The organism is Pseudomonas putida, assembly GCF_002025705.1.
Taxonomy (GTDB): domain Bacteria; phylum Pseudomonadota; class Gammaproteobacteria; order Pseudomonadales; family Pseudomonadaceae; genus Aquipseudomonas; species Aquipseudomonas putida_J.
In genome coordinates, this window is record NZ_CP018846.1 from 5,302,989 (window position 1) to 5,321,166 (window position 18,178).

At 62.4% G+C, this 18,178-nt stretch carries 16 protein-coding genes and 1 riboswitch; of the genes, 10 read left to right on the forward strand and 6 right to left on the reverse strand.

The features are described from left to right. Positions 1-3: 3 nt before the first annotated feature. On the reverse strand, positions 4-1,065 hold the full coding sequence (epd, locus tag BUQ73_RS24075; RefSeq protein WP_079229966.1) for an erythrose-4-phosphate dehydrogenase: 1,062 nt from the start codon (positions 1,063-1,065) through the stop codon (positions 4-6). A gap of 153 nt (positions 1,066-1,218) precedes the next feature. Then, on the reverse strand, positions 1,219-3,216 hold the full coding sequence (gene tkt, locus BUQ73_RS24080) for a transketolase (protein WP_079229967.1): 1,998 nt from the start codon (positions 3,214-3,216) through the stop codon (positions 1,219-1,221). Between the two features lie 228 nt (positions 3,217-3,444). Here tkt and BUQ73_RS24085 point away from each other — a divergent pair, with 228 nt between their 5' ends. The 4 genes from BUQ73_RS24085 (at position 3,445) to BUQ73_RS24100 (ending at position 8,007) form a co-directional block, all read left to right on the forward strand. After that, complete coding sequence (locus BUQ73_RS24085; RefSeq protein WP_079229968.1) at positions 3,445-4,437, forward strand: ArsR/SmtB family transcription factor; 993 nt, start codon at positions 3,445-3,447, stop codon at positions 4,435-4,437. A 19-nt stretch (positions 4,438-4,456) separates the two neighbouring features. Then, complete coding sequence (gene metK / locus BUQ73_RS24090) at positions 4,457-5,647, forward strand: methionine adenosyltransferase (RefSeq protein WP_060484682.1); 1,191 nt, start codon at positions 4,457-4,459, stop codon at positions 5,645-5,647. 144 nt (positions 5,648-5,791) lie between these two features. After that, positions 5,792-7,483, forward strand: coding sequence for an NAD-dependent DNA ligase LigB (gene ligB, locus BUQ73_RS24095; protein ID WP_079229969.1), 1,692 nt, complete (start codon positions 5,792-5,794; stop codon positions 7,481-7,483). 131 nt (positions 7,484-7,614) lie between these two features. Further along, positions 7,615-8,007, forward strand: a complete 393-nt coding sequence (locus BUQ73_RS24100) for a DUF1090 domain-containing protein (RefSeq protein WP_079229970.1) — start codon at positions 7,615-7,617, stop codon at positions 8,005-8,007. A gap of 30 nt (positions 8,008-8,037) precedes the next feature. Here the strand turns inward: BUQ73_RS24100 and BUQ73_RS24105 are convergent, their stop codons facing one another. Beyond that, complete coding sequence (locus BUQ73_RS24105; RefSeq protein ID WP_079229971.1) at positions 8,038-8,484, reverse strand: c-type cytochrome; 447 nt, start codon at positions 8,482-8,484, stop codon at positions 8,038-8,040. A 119-nt stretch (positions 8,485-8,603) separates the two neighbouring features. On the opposite strand from BUQ73_RS24105, the gene BUQ73_RS24110 reads away from it, so the two are divergent. Then, complete coding sequence (locus tag BUQ73_RS24110; RefSeq protein WP_079229972.1) at positions 8,604-9,755, forward strand: murein transglycosylase A; 1,152 nt, start codon at positions 8,604-8,606, stop codon at positions 9,753-9,755. Positions 9,756-9,866: 111 nt separating this feature from the next. Here the strand turns inward: BUQ73_RS24110 and BUQ73_RS24115 are convergent, their stop codons facing one another. Continuing rightward, positions 9,867-10,253, reverse strand: a complete 387-nt coding sequence (locus BUQ73_RS24115; protein ID WP_079229973.1) for an MAPEG family protein — start codon at positions 10,251-10,253, stop codon at positions 9,867-9,869. A gap of 27 nt (positions 10,254-10,280) precedes the next feature. After that, a complete protein-coding gene (locus BUQ73_RS24120; protein ID WP_079229974.1) occupies positions 10,281-11,114 on the reverse strand; it encodes an EamA family transporter in 834 nt (277 codons plus the stop codon). Between the two features lie 493 nt (positions 11,115-11,607). On the opposite strand from BUQ73_RS24120, the gene BUQ73_RS24125 reads away from it, so the two are divergent. After that, positions 11,608-12,843, forward strand: a complete 1,236-nt coding sequence (locus tag BUQ73_RS24125; RefSeq protein ID WP_079229975.1) for a cation:proton antiporter — start codon at positions 11,608-11,610, stop codon at positions 12,841-12,843. 118 nt (positions 12,844-12,961) lie between these two features. Here the strand turns inward: BUQ73_RS24125 and BUQ73_RS24130 are convergent, their stop codons facing one another. Beyond that, positions 12,962-13,363 carry an acyl-CoA thioesterase gene (locus tag BUQ73_RS24130; RefSeq protein WP_027920675.1) on the reverse strand — a complete coding sequence of 134 codons (402 nt, stop codon included), beginning with the start codon at positions 13,361-13,363 and terminating at the stop codon, positions 12,962-12,964. A 179-nt stretch (positions 13,364-13,542) separates the two neighbouring features. Further along, a riboswitch (S-adenosyl-L-homocysteine riboswitch) is annotated at positions 13,543-13,639 on the forward strand. A 20-nt stretch (positions 13,640-13,659) separates the two neighbouring features. On the opposite strand from BUQ73_RS24130, the gene ahcY reads away from it, so the two are divergent. From ahcY to BUQ73_RS24150, 4 genes are all read left to right on the forward strand, one after another. Beyond that, the gene (gene ahcY / locus BUQ73_RS24135) at positions 13,660-15,069 is read left to right on the forward strand and encodes an adenosylhomocysteinase (RefSeq protein WP_079229976.1); all 1,410 of its coding nucleotides are present in this window, start codon (positions 13,660-13,662) and stop codon (positions 15,067-15,069) included. 125 nt (positions 15,070-15,194) lie between these two features. Beyond that, positions 15,195-16,040 carry a methylenetetrahydrofolate reductase [NAD(P)H] gene (gene metF / locus BUQ73_RS24140; protein WP_027920673.1) on the forward strand — a complete coding sequence of 282 codons (846 nt, stop codon included), beginning with the start codon at positions 15,195-15,197 and terminating at the stop codon, positions 16,038-16,040. Between the two features lie 94 nt (positions 16,041-16,134). After that, positions 16,135-17,211, forward strand: coding sequence for a hypothetical protein (locus BUQ73_RS24145; RefSeq protein ID WP_079229977.1), 1,077 nt, complete (start codon positions 16,135-16,137; stop codon positions 17,209-17,211). Positions 17,212-17,276: 65 nt separating this feature from the next. Further along, positions 17,277-18,065: a substrate-binding periplasmic protein gene (locus tag BUQ73_RS24150; RefSeq protein ID WP_079229978.1), complete on the forward strand. Its 789-nt coding sequence runs from the start codon at positions 17,277-17,279 to the stop codon at positions 18,063-18,065. Positions 18,066-18,178: the final 113 nt, after the last annotated feature.

Genomic DNA, 18,178 nt, shown 5'->3' on the forward strand with positions numbered 1-18,178 from the left:
CCTTCAGGGCTGTTTGCTGCGGGTTGGGTGGACGACGTGCAGATAATGTTCGGCAACGTCGAGCATACGGTTGGCGAACCCCCATTCGTTGTCGAACCAAGCCAGCAGGTTCACCAGGCGAGGGCCTGAAACGCGGGTCTGGCTGGCATCGACGATGGCCGAATGCGGGTCATGGTTGAAATCACAGCTGGCGTGAGGCAGCTCGGTGTAGGCCAGCAGGCCTTTGAGCGGGCCGCTCTGCGCGGCCTCGCGCAGCACCCGGTTGACCTCGGCCGCACTGGTGTCGCGGGCAGTCTGCAGGGTGATGTCCAGGCACGAGACGTTGACGGTCGGCACGCGTACCGCTTTGGCCTGGATTCGCCCGGCAAGTTCCGGAAGCAGGCGTTCGATGCCGCGCGCCAGACCAGTGGACACCGGGATCACCGACTGGAAGGCCGAACGCGTGCGGCGCAGGTCTTCGTGGTGATAGGCGTCGATCACCGGCTGGTCGTTCATCGCCGAGTGGATGGTGGTGATCTGCACGTACTCAATGCCGAATGCCTGGTCCAGCACGCGCAGCAGCGGTACGCCGCAGTTGGTGGTGCAGGAGGCATTGGACACCAGGCGTTCGCTGCCGGTCAGGCAGCCCTGGTTGATGCCATAGACCACCGTGGCATCGACATCGGCCTCGCTGGCCATGGGCTGCGAGAACAACACGCGCGGCGCGCCGGCATCGAGGAAACGCTGGCCATCGGCGCGGGTGTGGTAGACACCAGAGCACTCCAGCACCAGGTCGACACCCAGGTCGGCCCAGTCGATGCCTTCAGGGGTGGCACTGCGCATGACTTTCACGCAGTCGCCATTGATATGCAGACAGTCGCCATCGACCTTCACCTCGCCGGGGAAACGCCCGTGGGTGGAGTCGAAGCGTGTCAGGTATTCGATGCTGGCCTGATCGGCCAGGTCGTTCAGCGCAACGATCTCGAAACCGGCCTTTGCCCCCCGCTCGAACAGTGCGCGCAGGACACAGCGGCCGATGCGGCCATAACCGTTGAGTGCAACTTTGTAAGGACGCGGGTGGGGCATTGGTGGCTCGCTAACGCATGATGGCTATTGGGGCCGCATTGCGGCCCATCGCGACGCAAGGCCGCTCCTGCAGGGTACGGTGTACGCCATACCTTGCAGGAGCGGCCTTGTATCGCGAAACGAGGGCAACGCCCTCGCCTCGCACAGTCAGAATCAGTCTTCCAGCAGTTCTTCGGCGGTGCCCAGGATGTTTTCCAGGGTGAAGCCGAATTCCTCGAACAGTGCAGCGGCCGGAGCCGACTCTCCGTAGGTGGTCATGCCGATGATACGACCTTCCAGGCCAACGTACTTGTACCAGAAGTCAGCGTGGGCGGCTTCGATGGCGATGCGCGCTGCAACTTCGACCGGCAGTACCGACTGCTTGTAGGCAGCATCCTGAGCATCGAACACGCTGGTGCAAGGCATGGAAACCACGCGCACCTTGCGGCCCTGCTCGGTCAGCTTGGCTTGCGCCTGCACGGCCAGGCCCACTTCGGAACCGGTGGCGATCAGGATCAGCTCAGGCTCGCCGGCGCAGTCTTTCAGCACGTAACCACCACGGGCGATGTCGGCGATCTGCTGGGCGTCGCGGTCCTGGTGCTGCAGGTTCTGACGCGAGAAGATCAGCGCCGATGGGCCGTCCTTGCGCTCCAGGGCGTTTTTCCAGGACACGGCCGATTCGACCGCGTCGGCTGGGCGCCAGGTATCCAGGTTCGGCGTGCTGCGCAGGCTGGTCAGCTGTTCGATCGGCTGGTGAGTCGGGCCGTCTTCGCCCAGGCCGATGGAGTCGTGGGTGTAGACGTGGATCACACGCTGCTTCATCAGCGCCGACATGCGCACGGCATTGCGGGCGTATTCCATGAACATCAGGAAGGTCGCGCCGTAAGGCACCAGGCCGCCATGCAGGGCAACGCCGTTCATGATCGCGGTCATGCCGAACTCGCGCACGCCGTAGAACACGTAGTTGCCGCTGGCATCGTTGGCTTCGACGCCCTTGCAACCTTTCCACAGGGTCAGGTTGGAACCGGCCAGGTCAGCCGAACCGCCGAGGAACTCAGGCAGCATCGGGCCGAAGGCATTAAGCGCGTTCTGGCTGGCCTTGCGGCTGGCGATGGTTTCACCTTTGGCAGCCACTTCGTTGATGTAGGCCTGGGCCTTCTCGCTGAAATCGGCCGGCAGCTCGCCGCTTTCACGACGCTTGAACTCGGCAGCCAGTTCCGGGAAGGCCTTGGCGTACGCGTCGAAACGCTGGTTCCAGTCGGCTTCGGCCTTGGCACCGGCAGCTTTGGCGTCCCACTCGGCGTAGATGTCGGCCGGGATTTCGAACGGACCGTGGTTCCAGTTCAGTTCCTTGCGGGCCAGGGCGATTTCGTCGTTGCCCAGCGGTGCACCGTGGCAGTCTTCCTTGCCCTGCTTGTTCGGCGAGCCGAAACCGATGATGGTCTTGCAGCAGATCAGGGTCGGACGGTCGCTCTTGCGCGCAGTGTCGATGGCCATCTTGATTTCGTCGGCATCGTGGCCGTTGACGTTACGGATGACCTGCCAGTTGTACGCTTCGAAGCGCGCCGGGGTGTTGTCGGTGAACCAGCCGTGCACTTCACCATCGATGGAGATGCCGTTGTCGTCGTAGAAGGCGATCAGCTTGTTCAGGCCCAGGGTGCCGGCCAGCGAGGCGACTTCGTGGGAGATGCCTTCCATCATGCAGCCGTCGCCGAGGAACACATAAGTGTTGTGGTCGACGATGTTATGGCCGTCACGGTTGAACTGGGCGCCCAGGACCTTCTCAGCCAGAGCAAAGCCCACGGCGTTGGCCAGGCCTTGGCCCAGCGGGCCAGTGGTGGTTTCTACGCCTGGGGTGTAGCCGAACTCGGGGTGGCCCGGGGTGCGGCTGTGCAGCTGGCGGAACGATTTGAGGTCATCGATGGTGACGTCGTAGCCGGTCAGGTGCAGCAGCGAGTAGATCAGCATCGAACCGTGGCCGTTGGACAGCACGAAGCGGTCACGGTCAGCAAACTTCGGGTTGCTCGGGTTGTGTTTCAGATAGTCGCGCCAAAGCACTTCGGCGATATCCGCCATGCCCATGGGGGCACCTGGGTGGCCGCTGTTGGCCTTTTGCACGGCATCCATGCTGAGGGCACGAATGGCGTTGGCACGTTCACGACGGCTGGGCATCGCTTATCTCCTGGGGCTTGAAAGAGGTGGTGTTACGAAAAAAGGCGGCCATTTTCGCCCACTGCGGGGGCCGGGGGCAATGACGGATGGTCGCAGTTGGGGGATTTTCCTGTGATTGGCCTGCATTACGGCGAAAAAACCGCCAGGCTCACCCGCCCATCAGCCAATATCAAAACTTTTTGATATTGATCTTGCGGGGGCAGCCTTGCCTGTCTAGACTGCCGCCCCATGAACCTTCGCGCGCAACCGATCCCTCAGCAAAGCGACACACTGGCCGCCCTGTGCAAGGCCAGTGGCGATGAGCTGCGTCTGAACGTGTTGCGCGCCCTGGCCAGTGATTCGTTCGGCGTGCTGGAGCTGGCGCAGATCTTCGACGTCGGCCAGTCAGGCATGAGCCACCATCTCAAGGTGCTGGCCCAGGCCGATCTGGTGGCCACGCGACGCGAAGGCAATGCGATCTTCTACCGCCGCGCCCTGCCCGATAGCCAGCGCTTCGGCGGGCGTCTGCACATGGCCCTGCTCGACGAGGTCGACGACCTGACCTTGCCGGAAGATGTCCAGGCACGCATCGCTCAGGTGCAGCAACGCCGCGCCGCCACCAGCCAGGACTTCTTCCTGCGCGTGGAAGAGAAATTCCGCGCCCAGCAAGACCTGATCGCCGGTTTGCCGCAATATCGCGAGAGCCTGCTGGCGCTGCTCGACAAGCTGAACTTCGCGCCGGCCGCCAGCGCGCTGGAAGTCGGCCCTGGCGATGGCGGCTTCCTGCCAGACCTGGCACGGCGCTTCGCCAAGGTCACTGCCCTGGACAACAGCCCGACCATGCTCGAGCTGGCACGACAGGTCTGCGAACGCGAACGTCTGAGTAATGTAAACCTGCAGTTGGCCGATGCACTGGGTGCAACGGATGTGGAAGCCGACTGCGTTGTGCTGAACATGGTCCTGCACCATTTCAGCGACCCGGCCCTGGCCCTGCGCCAGCTGGCCAAACGGGTGAAGGCGGGCGGCAGCCTGCTGGTCACCGAACTGTGCAGCCATGACCAGGGTTGGGCGCGGGAAGCCTGCGGCGACCTCTGGCTCGGTTTCGAGCAGGACGACCTGGCCCGTTGGGCCACTGCAGCCGGGCTGGCCCCCGGGGACAGCCTCTATGTGGGCTTGCGTAACGGTTTCCAGATCCAGGTCCGCCATTTTCAGCGGACGGCTGGCGACACTCACCATCGGTAAATTTTAGGAACCCGTCGAGATGAGCGAATACTCCCTTTTCACCTCCGAGTCCGTGTCCGAAGGGCATCCGGACAAGATCGCCGACCAGATTTCGGACGCGGTCCTTGATGCCATCATCGCCCAGGACAAATACGCCCGCGTTGCGTGCGAAACCCTGGTCAAGACCGGTGTCGCCATCATCGCCGGCGAAGTCACCACCTCTGCCTGGGTCGACCTGGAAGAGCTGGTGCGCAAGGTCATCATCGACATCGGCTACAACAGCTCCGACGTCGGCTTCGACGGCGCCACCTGCGCCGTGATGAACATCATCGGCAAACAGTCGGTGGACATCGCCCAGGGCGTCGACCGCTCCAAGCCGGAAGACCAGGGTGCGGGCGACCAGGGCCTGATGTTCGGCTACGCCAGCAACGAAACCGACGTGCTGATGCCAGCGCCTATCTGCTTCTCGCACCGTCTGGTCGAGCGCCAGGCCGAAGCACGCAAGTCCGGCCTGCTGCCGTGGCTGCGCCCGGACGCCAAGTCGCAGGTCACCTGCCGCTACGAGAACGGTAAGGTAGTCGGCATCGACGCCATCGTTCTGTCGACCCAGCACAACCCTGAAGTCTCGCAAAAAGACCTGCAGGAAGCGGTGATGGAGCTGATCGTCAAGCACACCCTGCCGGCCGAGTTGCTGCACAAGGGCACCCAGTACCACATCAACCCGACCGGCAACTTCATCATCGGTGGCCCGGTGGGTGACTGCGGCTTGACCGGCCGCAAGATCATCGTCGACTCCTACGGCGGCATGGCCCGTCACGGTGGTGGCGCGTTCTCCGGCAAAGACCCATCCAAGGTCGACCGCTCCGCCGCCTACGCCGGCCGCTACGTGGCCAAGAACATCGTTGCCGCTGGCCTGGCCGAGCGTTGCGAGATCCAGGTGTCCTACGCCATCGGCGTGGCCCAGCCGACCTCCATCTCGATCAACACCTTCGGCACCGGCAAGGTCTCCGACGACAAGATCATCCAGCTGGTGCGCGAGTGCTTCGACCTGCGTCCGTACGCCATCACCAAGATGCTCGACCTGCTGCACCCGATGTACCAGGAAACCGCTGCTTACGGTCACTTCGGCCGCGAACCGCAGCAGAAGACTGTCGGCGACGACACCTTCACCACCTTCACCTGGGAGCGCACCGACCGCGCCCAGTCGCTGCGTGACGCTGCCGGCCTGTAATTTTCCTACAGCGGTAAATGAAAGCCCCTGCCGAGTGATCGGCAGGGGCTTTTTCATGACATATCGGCTGACAACTGCGCGACGCAACGCTCGCTCCCGCTGCCTAGGCTGAGGCTTCCCCTCCGCCAAGCAAGGATGCTGGCCATGCCGTTGCTGCTCTTGTTCCTGATTTTTCTATCGTACAACGCGCAAGCCGCTGGCTGCCCAAGCTGGTCGGCCGAACGGGCGCGTGCGGAAGTCACCAGCCTGCGCGCGACGGTTCGCCAGTGGGATGACCACTACCACCGCCTGGGCGCATCCCTGGTGCCCGACGAAGTCTATGACCAGAGCCGACAACGCCTGCTGCATCTGCAAGGGTGTTTCGCACTGGAGGGCGAGCTGGATTCGCTGGCCAGCGCACGCGGGCCGATTGCCCACCCGATCCGCCACACCGGCGTCGACAAGCTGCCGGACGAACAGGCCGTGACCAAATGGATGGACGGCAAGACAGGTGTCTGGCTGCAACCGAAGATCGATGGCGTCGCGGTGACCCTGGTCTATCGGAAAGGCAGGTTGGTCCAGCTGCTCAGTCGCGGTGACGGCACCCAGGGCCATGACTGGAGTCGGCATATCGATGCGCTAGAAGGCATAACCCGGCACTTGCCAAGCCCGCTGGACCTGACCCTGCAAGGGGAGCTTTACATGCGCCTGGCTGAACATGTGCAAGCGCAGGCCGGCAGCGTCAACGCTCGCGCCACTGTCGCGGGGCTGTTGGCGCGCAAGCAGCTGGGCCATGAACAAGGCGCAGCCATTGCACTGTTCGTCTGGGATTGGCCGCATGGGCCGAGCGATCAAGGCGAGCGTGTAGCGCAGCTGGCTACGCTGGGCTTCCCCGACAGTCAACGCTTCAGCGTGGCAATCAACAGTGCTGACGAGGCTGCACACTGGCGCCTGCACTGGTATCGCACTGCCCTGCCCTTTGCCACGGACGGGGTGATCCTGCGCCAGAACTCACGGCCATCCGCCGAACGTTGGCAGGCCAATGCACCTTACTGGATTGCGGCCTGGAAATATCCCTTTAGCCAAGCATTGACCGAGGTACGTGACGTGCACTTTCGCATCGGCCGCACGGGCAGAATCACACCCATCCTGAAGCTGCAGCCGGTGCAACTCGACGACCGGCGCATCGCCCAGGTGAGCCTGGGCTCCCTGGCTCGCTGGCAGGCTCTCGACATTAGCCCGGGTGATCAGGTAGCCATCAGCTTGGCGGGGTTGACCATTCCGCGTTTCGAGCAAGTTGTGCACCGTGCCACCGAACGCCGTACCGTAACAACGCCTGCGCTGGATCAATACGGCCCCCTGACCTGCTGGCAGGCTGGTGAACAGTGCGAAGAACAGTTCGTTGCCCGCCTCACCTGGCTCAGTGGCAAACAAGGCCTGGCCATGCCGGGCACTGGGCCCGCCACCTGGCGACGACTGGTACAGGCCGGGCTGGTAACGTCGCTGGCAGACTGGCTGGCGCTGGACGCCGAACGACTGGCTGAGCTACCTGGCATCAGCGAAACCAGCGCCAGGCGCCTGCAACGAAGCTTCGAGGCCGGCCGCAGCAGGCCGTTCGCCCAGTGGATCAGCGGTCTGGGCGTGCCGATTCCGCGCAATTCACCACTCGAAGGCGATTGGTCAGCCCTCGCCAGGCGCTCATCTGCGCAATGGCAAGCCTTGCCCGGTATTGGCGCAAGCCGCGCCAGCCAGCTACAAGCTTTTTTTGCTGAGCAGCCTGTGCAGGCCCTGGCTCAGCAACTGAGTGAAAGCGGCATCGAGGGGTTTCCTGACGTTGCCACCCGTGAGAGGCAATGAGTTTTAACAAAATCCGCTGTAGGTAAATGCCACGATTACCCCAGAAATATCCAACAAGGGTTCCTAAATCGTCAAAAGCAAGGCAGGATTTGCCCCATCTTTTGCTGCCCCGCCCCCTCAAGGAGGCTCTGATGAAATTGATTTCCACCCTGGCTCTGTTGACCACACTTGGACTCGCTGCCGGTGTTGCCCAAGCCGCCCAGCCCGACGCGGGCCTGACCGGTTGCGCCGCCAAGCGCAGTGCCATCGAGAACCAGTTGAAAATCGCCCGCGACCACGGCAACAGCGACCAGGTGGCAGGGCTCGAGGAAGCATTGCGTGGCGTTGACAATTGCACCGACGCCAGCCTGCGCAAAGAGCGCGAGCAGAAAGTGCTCGATGCTCGTCACGAAGTGGCACAGCGCGAGAAAGACCTGAAAAAGGCCGAGAAAAAAGGCGACGCGGAGAAGATCAACAAGCGCAAGGACAAGCTTGCCGAGTCCCGCAAAGAACTGCAGGAAGCCGTGGACGACCTGGACCGCTGATCTTGCCTGATCGCCTGTTGACGCAGGCGATCAATGATTGCGGAATTCGGTATGGCACGCCTTGCACGCCGCCTCGACCTTGTCCATCGGTGCCTTCAATTGCGCCGCATCCAACGGCTGGGCCCGCGTCACGTCGACCAGCTCACCGGTCACGCCCTCAAGTTGCCGGGCAAGGTCATGGAAACGCGCCTGCCGCTCCCACACCTCCGCTCGCGCGCTACTGTCGCCCTCATCGCGCACCTGGGGAAAATGCTGCCACGGCGCGTGGGCCAGGCCATCGAGCTTCAATGCGCCATCGGCGAACTTCACCCCATCGAAGGGCAACCGGCCGCGCAACATGCCACCCAAGTCTTCGCTGGTCTTGAGCATGTCCTTGAAGATTGCCTTGCGCTTGCCCAGCGGCGAGTTCGGGTCGACCCGGTCACAGGCCGTCAGGGCAAGGGCAGCAAGCAGTACTACGGTCAATCGCTTGAACATCACGGTCACTTCAGCCTACGCAAAGGGGCGGCCAGTATCGCCGCCTGTCAGGCAAAGACCAATAGCCACATAAAACACAAGGGCGAATCTTCATGTTCGCCAGCCATAGGTACCCACTGATGAAATCTGCCCTGCGCCATTTGGCCTGGACACTCCCGGCACTCGCTTTGCTGGTCGGCTGCAACGGCGGCGAGAACGCCAAGCCCGAGCCTCACGCCATCGCCACCTATGCCCCGGCCACCTGGAAAGACCTGCCTGCGGTCAGCGATGAAGACCTGATGGCCGGCTTCTATGCCTGGCGCAGCGGCTGCGAGAAGCTCAAACGCGACCCGGTGTGGGCCGCCACCTGCGAAGCAGCCGGCAGCAACACGGCCAGCGCCGCCCAAGTACGTACCTTCCTGGAGCAGAACCTGCAGGTCTATGGCCTGCGTTCGGCCGATAACAACGCCAACGGCCTGATCACCGGTTACTACGAGCCCGTCTACCCTGGCAGCCTGAAGCGCACCGAAGCGGCACACGTGGCAGTTTATGGCGTACCCGATGACATGATCGTGGTCGACCTGGCCAGCGTGTACCCCGAACTCAAGGGCAAGCGCCTGCGTGGCCGCCTGGACGGTCGCGTGCTCAAGCCCTACGACACCGCCGAGGTGATCAGCCGCGACGGCGTCAAGGCGCCCGTGCTGGCCTGGCTGACCGATCCGATGGACCTGCAGTTCCTGCAGATCCAGGGCTCAGGCCGGGTCCAGCTGGAAGATGGTCGCCAGCTGCGCCTCGGCTATGCCGACCAGAACGGCCACCCCTACCGCCCAATCGGCCGCTGGCTGGTGGAGCAAGGCCAGTTGAAAAAAGAAGACGTGACCATGGGCAGCATCCACGCCTGGGCCATGGCCAACCCGCAGCGCGTACCGGAACTGCTGGCCAGCAACCCCAGCTACGTGTTTTTCAGTGCCCGCCCGGACAGCAACGAAGGGCCGCGCGGTTCGCTGAACGTGCCGCTGACAGCAGGCTACAGCGTGGCCATCGACCGCAAGGTGATCCCCCTGGGCAGCTTGCTGTGGCTGTCGACCACACGCCCCGACGGCACGCCGGTGGTGCGCCCGGTGGGTGCTCAGGATACCGGTGGGGCTATTGCTGGCGAAGTGCGAGCGGACCTGTTCTGGGGGACCGGGCCTGAGGCCGGTGAACTGGCGGGCAACATGAAACAGCAGGGGCAGATCTGGATGTTGTGGCCTAAAGGCAAGCCGCTGCCTGAAGTGCCGAAAGTGCTCTGATATTTGCCGGGTGCTTCGCGGGCAAGCCCGCTCCCACAAGTACTGCACAGATCTCCAGGCCTGTGGAGACCCTGTGGGAGCGGGTTTACCCGCGAATCAGGCGACTCGGTATCAGACCGATACCACGAAGAAGGCCACGATGATCGCCAGCCCGGCAAACCACACCAGCGACCGCAAAGCAGCCCAATCGGCCAGGTAGCAGATGATGTACAGCAAACGGCTGGTGATATACATCACCCCCAGCACATCCTGGGTCACCTGCTCGGCATTGCCGACGATATCCGCCACCAGTACTGCCGCAGCAAAAGCCGGGAAGGCCTCGTAGCCATTCTGCTGCGCAGCATGGGCACGCCGTGGCAGGCCCGACAAGGTGTCGAGAAAGGCGCGCGGATCATGATTGTCCTTCAGGCCGAAACGACCACTGCTCACCTTGGCCATCAAGGCACACAGCGGGTTCAACAGCAGCGCGATCAGGATGCACCACAGGGCAACGGTCATGCTCATGACTCCTTGTTCGAAAATGGGTTAGAGCTTCATCACCAGCATGCCCGCCAGGACCAGCCCGCAAGCTAGGAGTCTCGGCCCGCCAAAAGGTTCTTTGAGGTAGCGCATGCCCAGCAGCACCACCAGGATCACACTCAACTCGCGCAAGGCCGCCGCTTCGGCCACCGAGCCCAGGTGCATGGCCCACAGCACCAGTGCGTAGCTGAACAGCACGCAAAAGCCCACCGCCAGCCCCAGCCGCCACTGTGTACGCCAGAACAGCACGAACGGCGCCCGCCGCGCCACGCCGGCCAGCAGCGGGAATGGCCAGGCACTGAGCAGCGTCAACCACACCAGGTAGTCCCAGGGTTTACCCCACAACCGCACCGCCTGGCCGTCGAACCAGGTGTAGCAGCCGATGCACAGACCGATCAACGCCACCACCGGCAACATCGACCAAGGCAACCGGTCGCCCCCGCCGCCCTGCCACAACAGGCAAGCCATGCCACATGGGATCAGCAGGATGCCGATGATCTGCTGCTGGCTGAGCGACTCACCGGCAAACGCCAGGGTCAGCCCCAGCACCACCAGCGGCGACAGCCCGCGCATCAGAGGATAGACCAGCCCCAGGTCACCGACCCGATAGGCCTGGATCAGCAGAAACCGGTATACCTGTTCGGCCAGCGCCGACGCCAGCAGCCAAGGCCAGATCCCGGCAGGCGGGAACTCGGTGAAGGCCACGGCGAGCACGGCAAACACCAGCGCCACTACATCCATGCTGGCAATCACCAGCAGGCGCTCGCCGCTGAATTTGATCAGGGTGTTCCAGGTCGCGTGCAGCAGGGCGGCGACCAATACCAGGGAAGTTGCCAGCACGCCTTTGGGTCCTTGTGACGTTTTTGAGGGATGAATATATAGCGTTGGGGGGCGAGTTGCCTGTGATGTGTTCGCCGATGGAGATTCAGCGCCCTTGAGACCGAGCGCCGCCCGCGCGGCGCATCGCGGATAAATCCGCTCCCACATTTGTTGCAACGTGGCCATGCCTGTCAGGCCATGGTTGTCAGCCGGTTTGCAAGCCTCAAGTCATGCGCCAGGGCTGGCAACCATGGCGTAACAGGTTCGGCACGTTGCAACAAATGTGGGAGCGGATTTATCCGCGATGCGCCGCGCGGGCGGCGCTCGATCTCACAGGCGCTGAAAATGTTGTGGCATGCGCCTGGCCGCCATAATGCGTCCTCTAGCAGTGAATACCCGGAACGATTCCAACAATCCCGGTCAAATCCTGTGTCCCGAGACCCTTGCCAGATCATCAAAGAACTGCCCGAGTCATTCGGGTAACGACTTGGAAGCCATTGTCACAGGAATCGGGATGCTTGAATTAGTTGCCGCGTTTATCTGCCTCACCACCCTCCTCACCTATGTAAATTACCGTTTCATCGGCCTGCCGCCCGCCATCGGCGTGATGGTCACGGCGTTGCTGTTCTCCCTGATGTTGCAGGGCCTGAGCCTGATCGGCTTTCCTGGCCTGGAAGAACGCGTCGAAGGCCTGATGAACCAGATCGATTTCAATGACCTGCTGATGCACTGGATGCTGGCGTTCCTGCTGTTCGCCGGCGCACTGCACGTCAACCTCAGCGACCTGCGCAGCTACCGCTGGCCGATCGGCCTGCTGGCCACCCTGGGTGTGCTGATCGCCACCGTAGTGATCGGCTACCTGTCGCACTGGGTGTTTGCCCTGTTCGGCTGGCAGGTGCCACTGATCTATTGCCTGCTGTTCGGCGCACTGATCTCCCCGACCGACCCGATCGCCGTGCTGGGCGCACTGCGTACCGCCAACGCCTCCAAACCCCTGAAAACCACCATCGTTGGTGAATCGTTGTTCAACGACGGTACCGCTGTCGTGGTGTTTACCGTGCTGCTGGGCATCATCCAGCTGGGCGAAACGCCGAGCATCTCAGACACCGCCCTCCTGTTCGCCCGCGAAGCCATTGGCGGCGTGCTGTTCGGCGGCGTGATCGGCTATGCCACCTACCGCATGATCAAGAGCGTCGAGCAGTACCAGGTCGAGGTCATGCTGACCCTGGCATTGGTGATCGGCGGTTCGGCAATGTGCTACGAGCTGCACGTTTCGGCGCCGATCGCCATGGTGGTCGCCGGCCTGATCATCGGCAACCTGGGGCGCAACCTGGCGATGAACGACATGACCCGCCGCTACATGGACGGTTTCTGGGAACTGATCGACGACATGCTCAATGCCCTGCTGTTCGCCCTGATCGGCCTGGAGCTGTTGCTGCTGCCGTTCAACTGGCTGCACCTGGCGGCGGGCGGCGTGCTGGCACTGGCCGTGCTGCTGTCGCGCCTGCTGACCGTGGCGCCGGCGATCGTGCTGTTGCGGCGCTGGCGGCCCGTGCCGAAAGGCACCGTACGGGTACTGACCTGGGGTGGGCTGCGTGGCGGGGTTTCGGTGGCCCTGGCGCTGTCGCTGCCTTTGGGCGAGGAACGTGACCTGCTGCTGTCGATCACCTACATCGTGGTGTTGTCATCGATCCTGGTGCAGGGCTTGAGCATTGGCCGGGTGGTGCGCAAGGTCAGCACACAGCCTTGAGCATGCCGGGGCCGCTTTGCGGCCCAATCGCGACACTAGGCCGCTCCTACAATGGATTGCGTGCTTCTGCAGGAGCGGCCTTGTGTCGCGATTGGGCTGCAAGGCAGCCCCAGAATAGTCACTCGACCGCGGAGTCCGGGAACTGATCCTGGACATACTTGATCTCGGTTCGCCCATGGGCTGCCGGCAAGCCATCGTCGCCCAGGTTGACGAAGACCATCTTGTCGACTGTCAGGATGCTCTTGCGGGTGATCTTGTTGCGCACTTCGCACTTGAGGGTGATCGACGTACGGCCAAACTCGGTGGCAGTGATGCCCAGTTCGATGATGTCGCCCTGGCGCGAGGCACTGACGAAGTTGATCTCCGACATGTACTTGGTCACCACGCGCTGGTTGCCCAGCTGGACGATGGCATAGATTGCCGCTTCTTCGTCGATCCAGCGCAGCAGGCTGCCGCCGAACAGCGTGCCGTTGGGGTTGAGGTCTTCGGGTTTTACCCATTTGCGGGTGTGAAAGTTCATCTGTACTCCTGACCTGCTTGGCTAACGTGAAGTAATGATGGCAGAGCGGCCGCCAGCGCTCCATTGAACATCGACTATCGTCGCGATAAATCGACAGAAAGCCTTGGGTGTGTCACACAGCCACGGCTATAATCGCTGCCGATTCTCATGGCTGCCCGCAGTGGCGGCCATCCCGCCACCCATCCGAGGGGCGCTGCAGCAGGCTCGGCCTGTCAGGCTCGGTTGGGGCGTTGTCCGCTGAAGCGGACGCTCAACGCACAACGGCGCCCATTCGCACACTACGAATGGAGGCTCTCATGAGCGCTGTAAACACGCCTGCTGGTTTTTCCGACTTCAAGGTCGCCGACATTTCCCTGGCCGACTGGGGCCGCAAGGAAGTCATCATCGCCGAATCGGAAATGCCCGCACTGATGGGTCTGCGCCGCAAGTATCAAGCCGAGCAACCGCTCAAGGGCGCCAAGATCATCGGCTGCATCCACATGACCATCCAGACTGCCGTACTGATCGAGACCCTGGTCGCCTTGGGCGCCGAAGTCCGCTGGTCGTCGTGCAACATCTTCTCCACCCAGGACCAGGCCGCTGCCGCCATCGCTGCTGCCGGCATCCCGGTGTTCGCCTGGAAAGGTGAAACCGAGCAAGAGTACGAGTGGTGCATCGAGCAGACCATCCTGAAAGATGGCCAGCCTTGGGACGCCAACATGGTGCTGGACGACGGTGGTGACCTGACCGAAATTCTGCACAAGAAATACCCGGCCATGCTGGACAAGATCCACGGCGTGACCGAAGAAACCACCACCGGCGTGCACCGCCTGCTGGACATGCTGGCCAAGGGCGAGCTGAAAGTCCCGGCGATCAACGTCAACGACTCGGTCACCAAGAGCAAGAACGACAACAAGTACGGCTGCCGTCACAGCCTGAACGATGCCATCAAGCGCGGCACCGACCACCTGCTGTCGGGCAAGCAGGCCCTGGTGATCGGCTACGGTGACGTGGGCAAGGGCTCGGCCCAGTCGCTGCGCCAGGAAGGCATGATCGTCAAGGTCACCGAAGTCGACCCGATCTGCGCCATGCAGGCCTGCATGGACGGCTTCGAAGTCGTTTCGCCGTTCAAGGACGGTATCAACACCGGTACCGAAGCCGGCATCAACGCCGACCTGCTGGGCCGCATCGACCTGATCGTCACCACCACCGGTAACGTCAACGTCTGCGACGCCAACATGCTCAAGGCCCTGAAGAAGCGTGCCGTGGTCTGCAACATCGGCCACTTCGACAACGAAATCGACACCGCCTTCATGCGCAAGAACTGGGCATGGGAAGAGGTCAAGCCGCAGGTCCACAAGATCCACCGCACCGGCGCTGGCACCTTCGACCCGCAGAACGACGACTACCTGATCCTGCTGGCCGAAGGCCGCCTGGTGAACCTGGGCAACGCCACTGGCCACCCAAGCCGCATCATGGACGGTTCGTTCGCCAACCAGGTGCTGGCGCAGATCTTCCTGTTCGAGCAGAAGTTCGCCGAACTGCCAGCCGCCAAGAAGGCCGAGCGCCTGACCGTGGAAGTGCTGCCGAAGAAACTCGACGAAGAAGTGGCCCTGGAAATGGTCCGCGGCTTCGGTGGCGTGGTCACCCAGCTGACCCCGCAACAGGCCGAGTACATCGGCGTGACCGTCGAAGGCCCGTTCAAGCCGCACGCCTACCGCTACTAAGCGGCAGGCTTGAAGCTAACCGCTTCAATGCCAAACCTGAACGATGCCCAAGCCAGATCGGCCATCACCGATCTGGCTTTTACTTGCAGCGTGCTGCTTGAGGCTTGCTGCTCGAGGAACGCCAGATGTCCCAAGAACGCCGTTACAGTTTCGAGTTCTTCCCAACCAAGACCGACGCCGGTCACGAAAAGCTGATGGGCGTTGCCCGCCAGCTGGCCGCGTACAACCCGGACTTCTTCTCCTGCACCTATGGTGCCGGTGGCTCCACCCGCGATCGCACGCTGAACACCGTGCTGCAGCTGGAAAACGAAGTTAAGGTCCCAGCCGCACCGCACCTGTCATGCGTCGGCGACACCAAGGACGAGCTGCGCGCCTTGCTGGCCGAGTACAAGGCTGCCGGCATCAAGCGTATCGTCGCCCTGCGTGGCGACCTGCCTTCGGGCATGGGCATGGCCAGTGGCGAACTGCGTTATGCCAGCGACCTGGTCGAGTTCATCCGCCAGGAAACCGGCGACCACTTCCACCTGGAAGTTGCCGCCTATCCGGAAATGCACCCACAGGCGCGCAACTTCGAGGTCGACCTGGGCAACTTCGTGCACAAGGTCAAGGCCGGTGCCGACAGCGCCATCACCCAGTATTTCTTCAACGCCGACAGCTACTTCTACTTCGTCGAACGCGCACAGAAGATGGGTGTGGACATCCCGGTGGTGCCCGGCATCATGCCGATCACCAACTACAGCAAACTGGCACGCTTCTCCGATGCCTGCGGCGCCGAGATCCCGCGCTGGATCCGCAAGCAACTGGAAGCCTATGCCGACGATACCGCCAGCATCCAGGCCTTTGGCGAAGAAGTCATCACCCGCATGTGCGAGCAACTGCTGCAAGGCGGCGCACCAGGCCTGCACTTCTATACCCTTAACCAGGCCGAAGCGAGCCTGGCGATCTGGAACAATCTGAAGCTGCCACGCTGAAACTTTTTGACAGCAACAGATTCAGAAACAATTGAGGCTTTAGTCGTAGACTAGGGCCTTGATTATTTACTGGTTCTGACAGGTGTCCTCTGCAATGCAACATTTCTTGCCATCACGTCACCAGCTCGTGTACCTGGCATTCGGCCCGGCCACCTATCACCAGGAAGCCTGTTTCAGCATCGTCAGCGCCCTCGCGCATCTGGGAAACAGTGCCAACCCAGCCATCGACATCCAGGTCTATACCGACAATGCCGAGCCTTACGGCAAACTGCCGGTGGTTGTCCATCTGCTCGACGAGGCTACTCGCAACGCCTGGAACAAGCCCCACGGCTATCACTTCCGCAGCAAGCATGTGCTGATGCGCCAAGTGCTACAGCAACATCCTCAGGCCGTGCTGATCGACACCGATACCTTCTTCCGCAAGTCGCCACTGCAGCTGTTCCAGCGGGTCAAACCCGGCACTCTGCTATGCAACGCCATCGGCGCGCGCTACGGCGAAAATCAGAAGTGCCTGCTGTACACGAACCTGCTCAGCATTCTCGAATCGCGCGGCCTGGCTGACTGCCAGATGCCACTGGTCAACTCGGGCGTGATCGGGCTGTGCGCCGAGGACATCGATGTCCTGGACCGCTCCATTGCCATGATGGACGAGTTCTATCCGTTGGTCCGCACCGCCTACACCCTGGAAGAGTTCTGCCTGGCGGTGGCCGCTTATCGCAAGTTGGAGCTGGCCGAATGTACCGACGTCATTCACCACTACTGGAGCCGCAAGGCCCAGTTCCGCGCCAAGATCCAGGCCTGGCTGCATAAGCACGGCGATGACCCACTGGGCGCAGCGGCCCTTGCCGATGTGCTATTGGTCAACGACCAGCTGCCACGCCCACCAACCCTGCAACGCCTGTGCTACAAGGCCTTGAGCTTGACCATGCCCAGCCGGGAGCGGCAGTTCGTGCGCGAACTGCTATATGGCTGCTACCCGTACCCCAACGAGTTCGATCGCGCCTGTGCTACGGCATGGTGGGACAAGGCACTGGAGAACCTCAACGAACGCTACGGGCGCATCGAACCCGAGCAGTTGCGCCAGTGCTTGCGCCACCCAAGCCTGCGCCTGTCACTGGGCGGCCGACGCAAGGATATCGAGGCACACCTGCTGCGTTCCTCCCATCGCTGATGCTGCCACTCGAGGGGGGGCTATCTTCACTGGCCTTGCCCTTGGTGAGCACGTAATCTCGCGCCATGCCACACATCGCCCATCTGCTGTGCACCCTGCTGCTCGCCTGCCTGAGCCCGATGGCGCTGGGCGAGCGGCTGCGCCTGGTCAGCGACGACTGGGCACCGTATGTGTACCGTGATGGCGACCGGGTCAGGGGGATTGATTACGAAGTCACCACCGAAGTGTTCCGCCGCCTGGGTGTGGAGGTGGACTGGCAGCTCCTGCCGTGGAAGCGTTGCCTGGCCTTGGTGGAGCAAGGGCTTGCTGACGGGGTGATGGACGTTTTTCAGGTCGAGTCGCGTAAAACGTACCTGGTCTACCCGGCTGAGCCCATGTCCGATGTCGAGTTCGTGCTGTTTCAGGCCAGTGACCGGCGCCATGCCATCCACCAGCTGAATGACCTTGCCGGCCTGACCGTCGGCACTTCGCCGGGCTACGCCTACGACACGGCATTCAACGAATCCACAGATTTTCGCCGCGAAACCGCGCCGAGCCACGAAGCCAATTTCGGCAAGCTCATACGCGGGCGCATCGATCTGCTGGTCACCGACCGCATGGTCGGGCGTTACTTGCGCCATCAGCTTGGCCTCGAACAGCAAGTGGAAGAGCTGCCCCTTGTCATCAGCCGTCAGCCGCAATATCTGGGCCTGGCACGCAAACCCGGGCGCGAACAACTGGCGCTGGCGTTTACCGAAGAGCTGCGCCGCTTCAAGCAGGAACCGGCATTCGAGGCGATTATCGAACACTACATCGGCGACGCTGGTGATCTTGTCGGCGCCGTTGAGCAGCAGGAAAGCAGCACGCTGCGCTAGCTCTGTTATACTCGGGCCTTCCCGCCCGGCTCACGCCCGGACGCTCGGCCTCGCAACAGGCATCCCGATCGGCATTGACGCACCTTTGCGTCCACCCTCCGCTTCCCGGATGT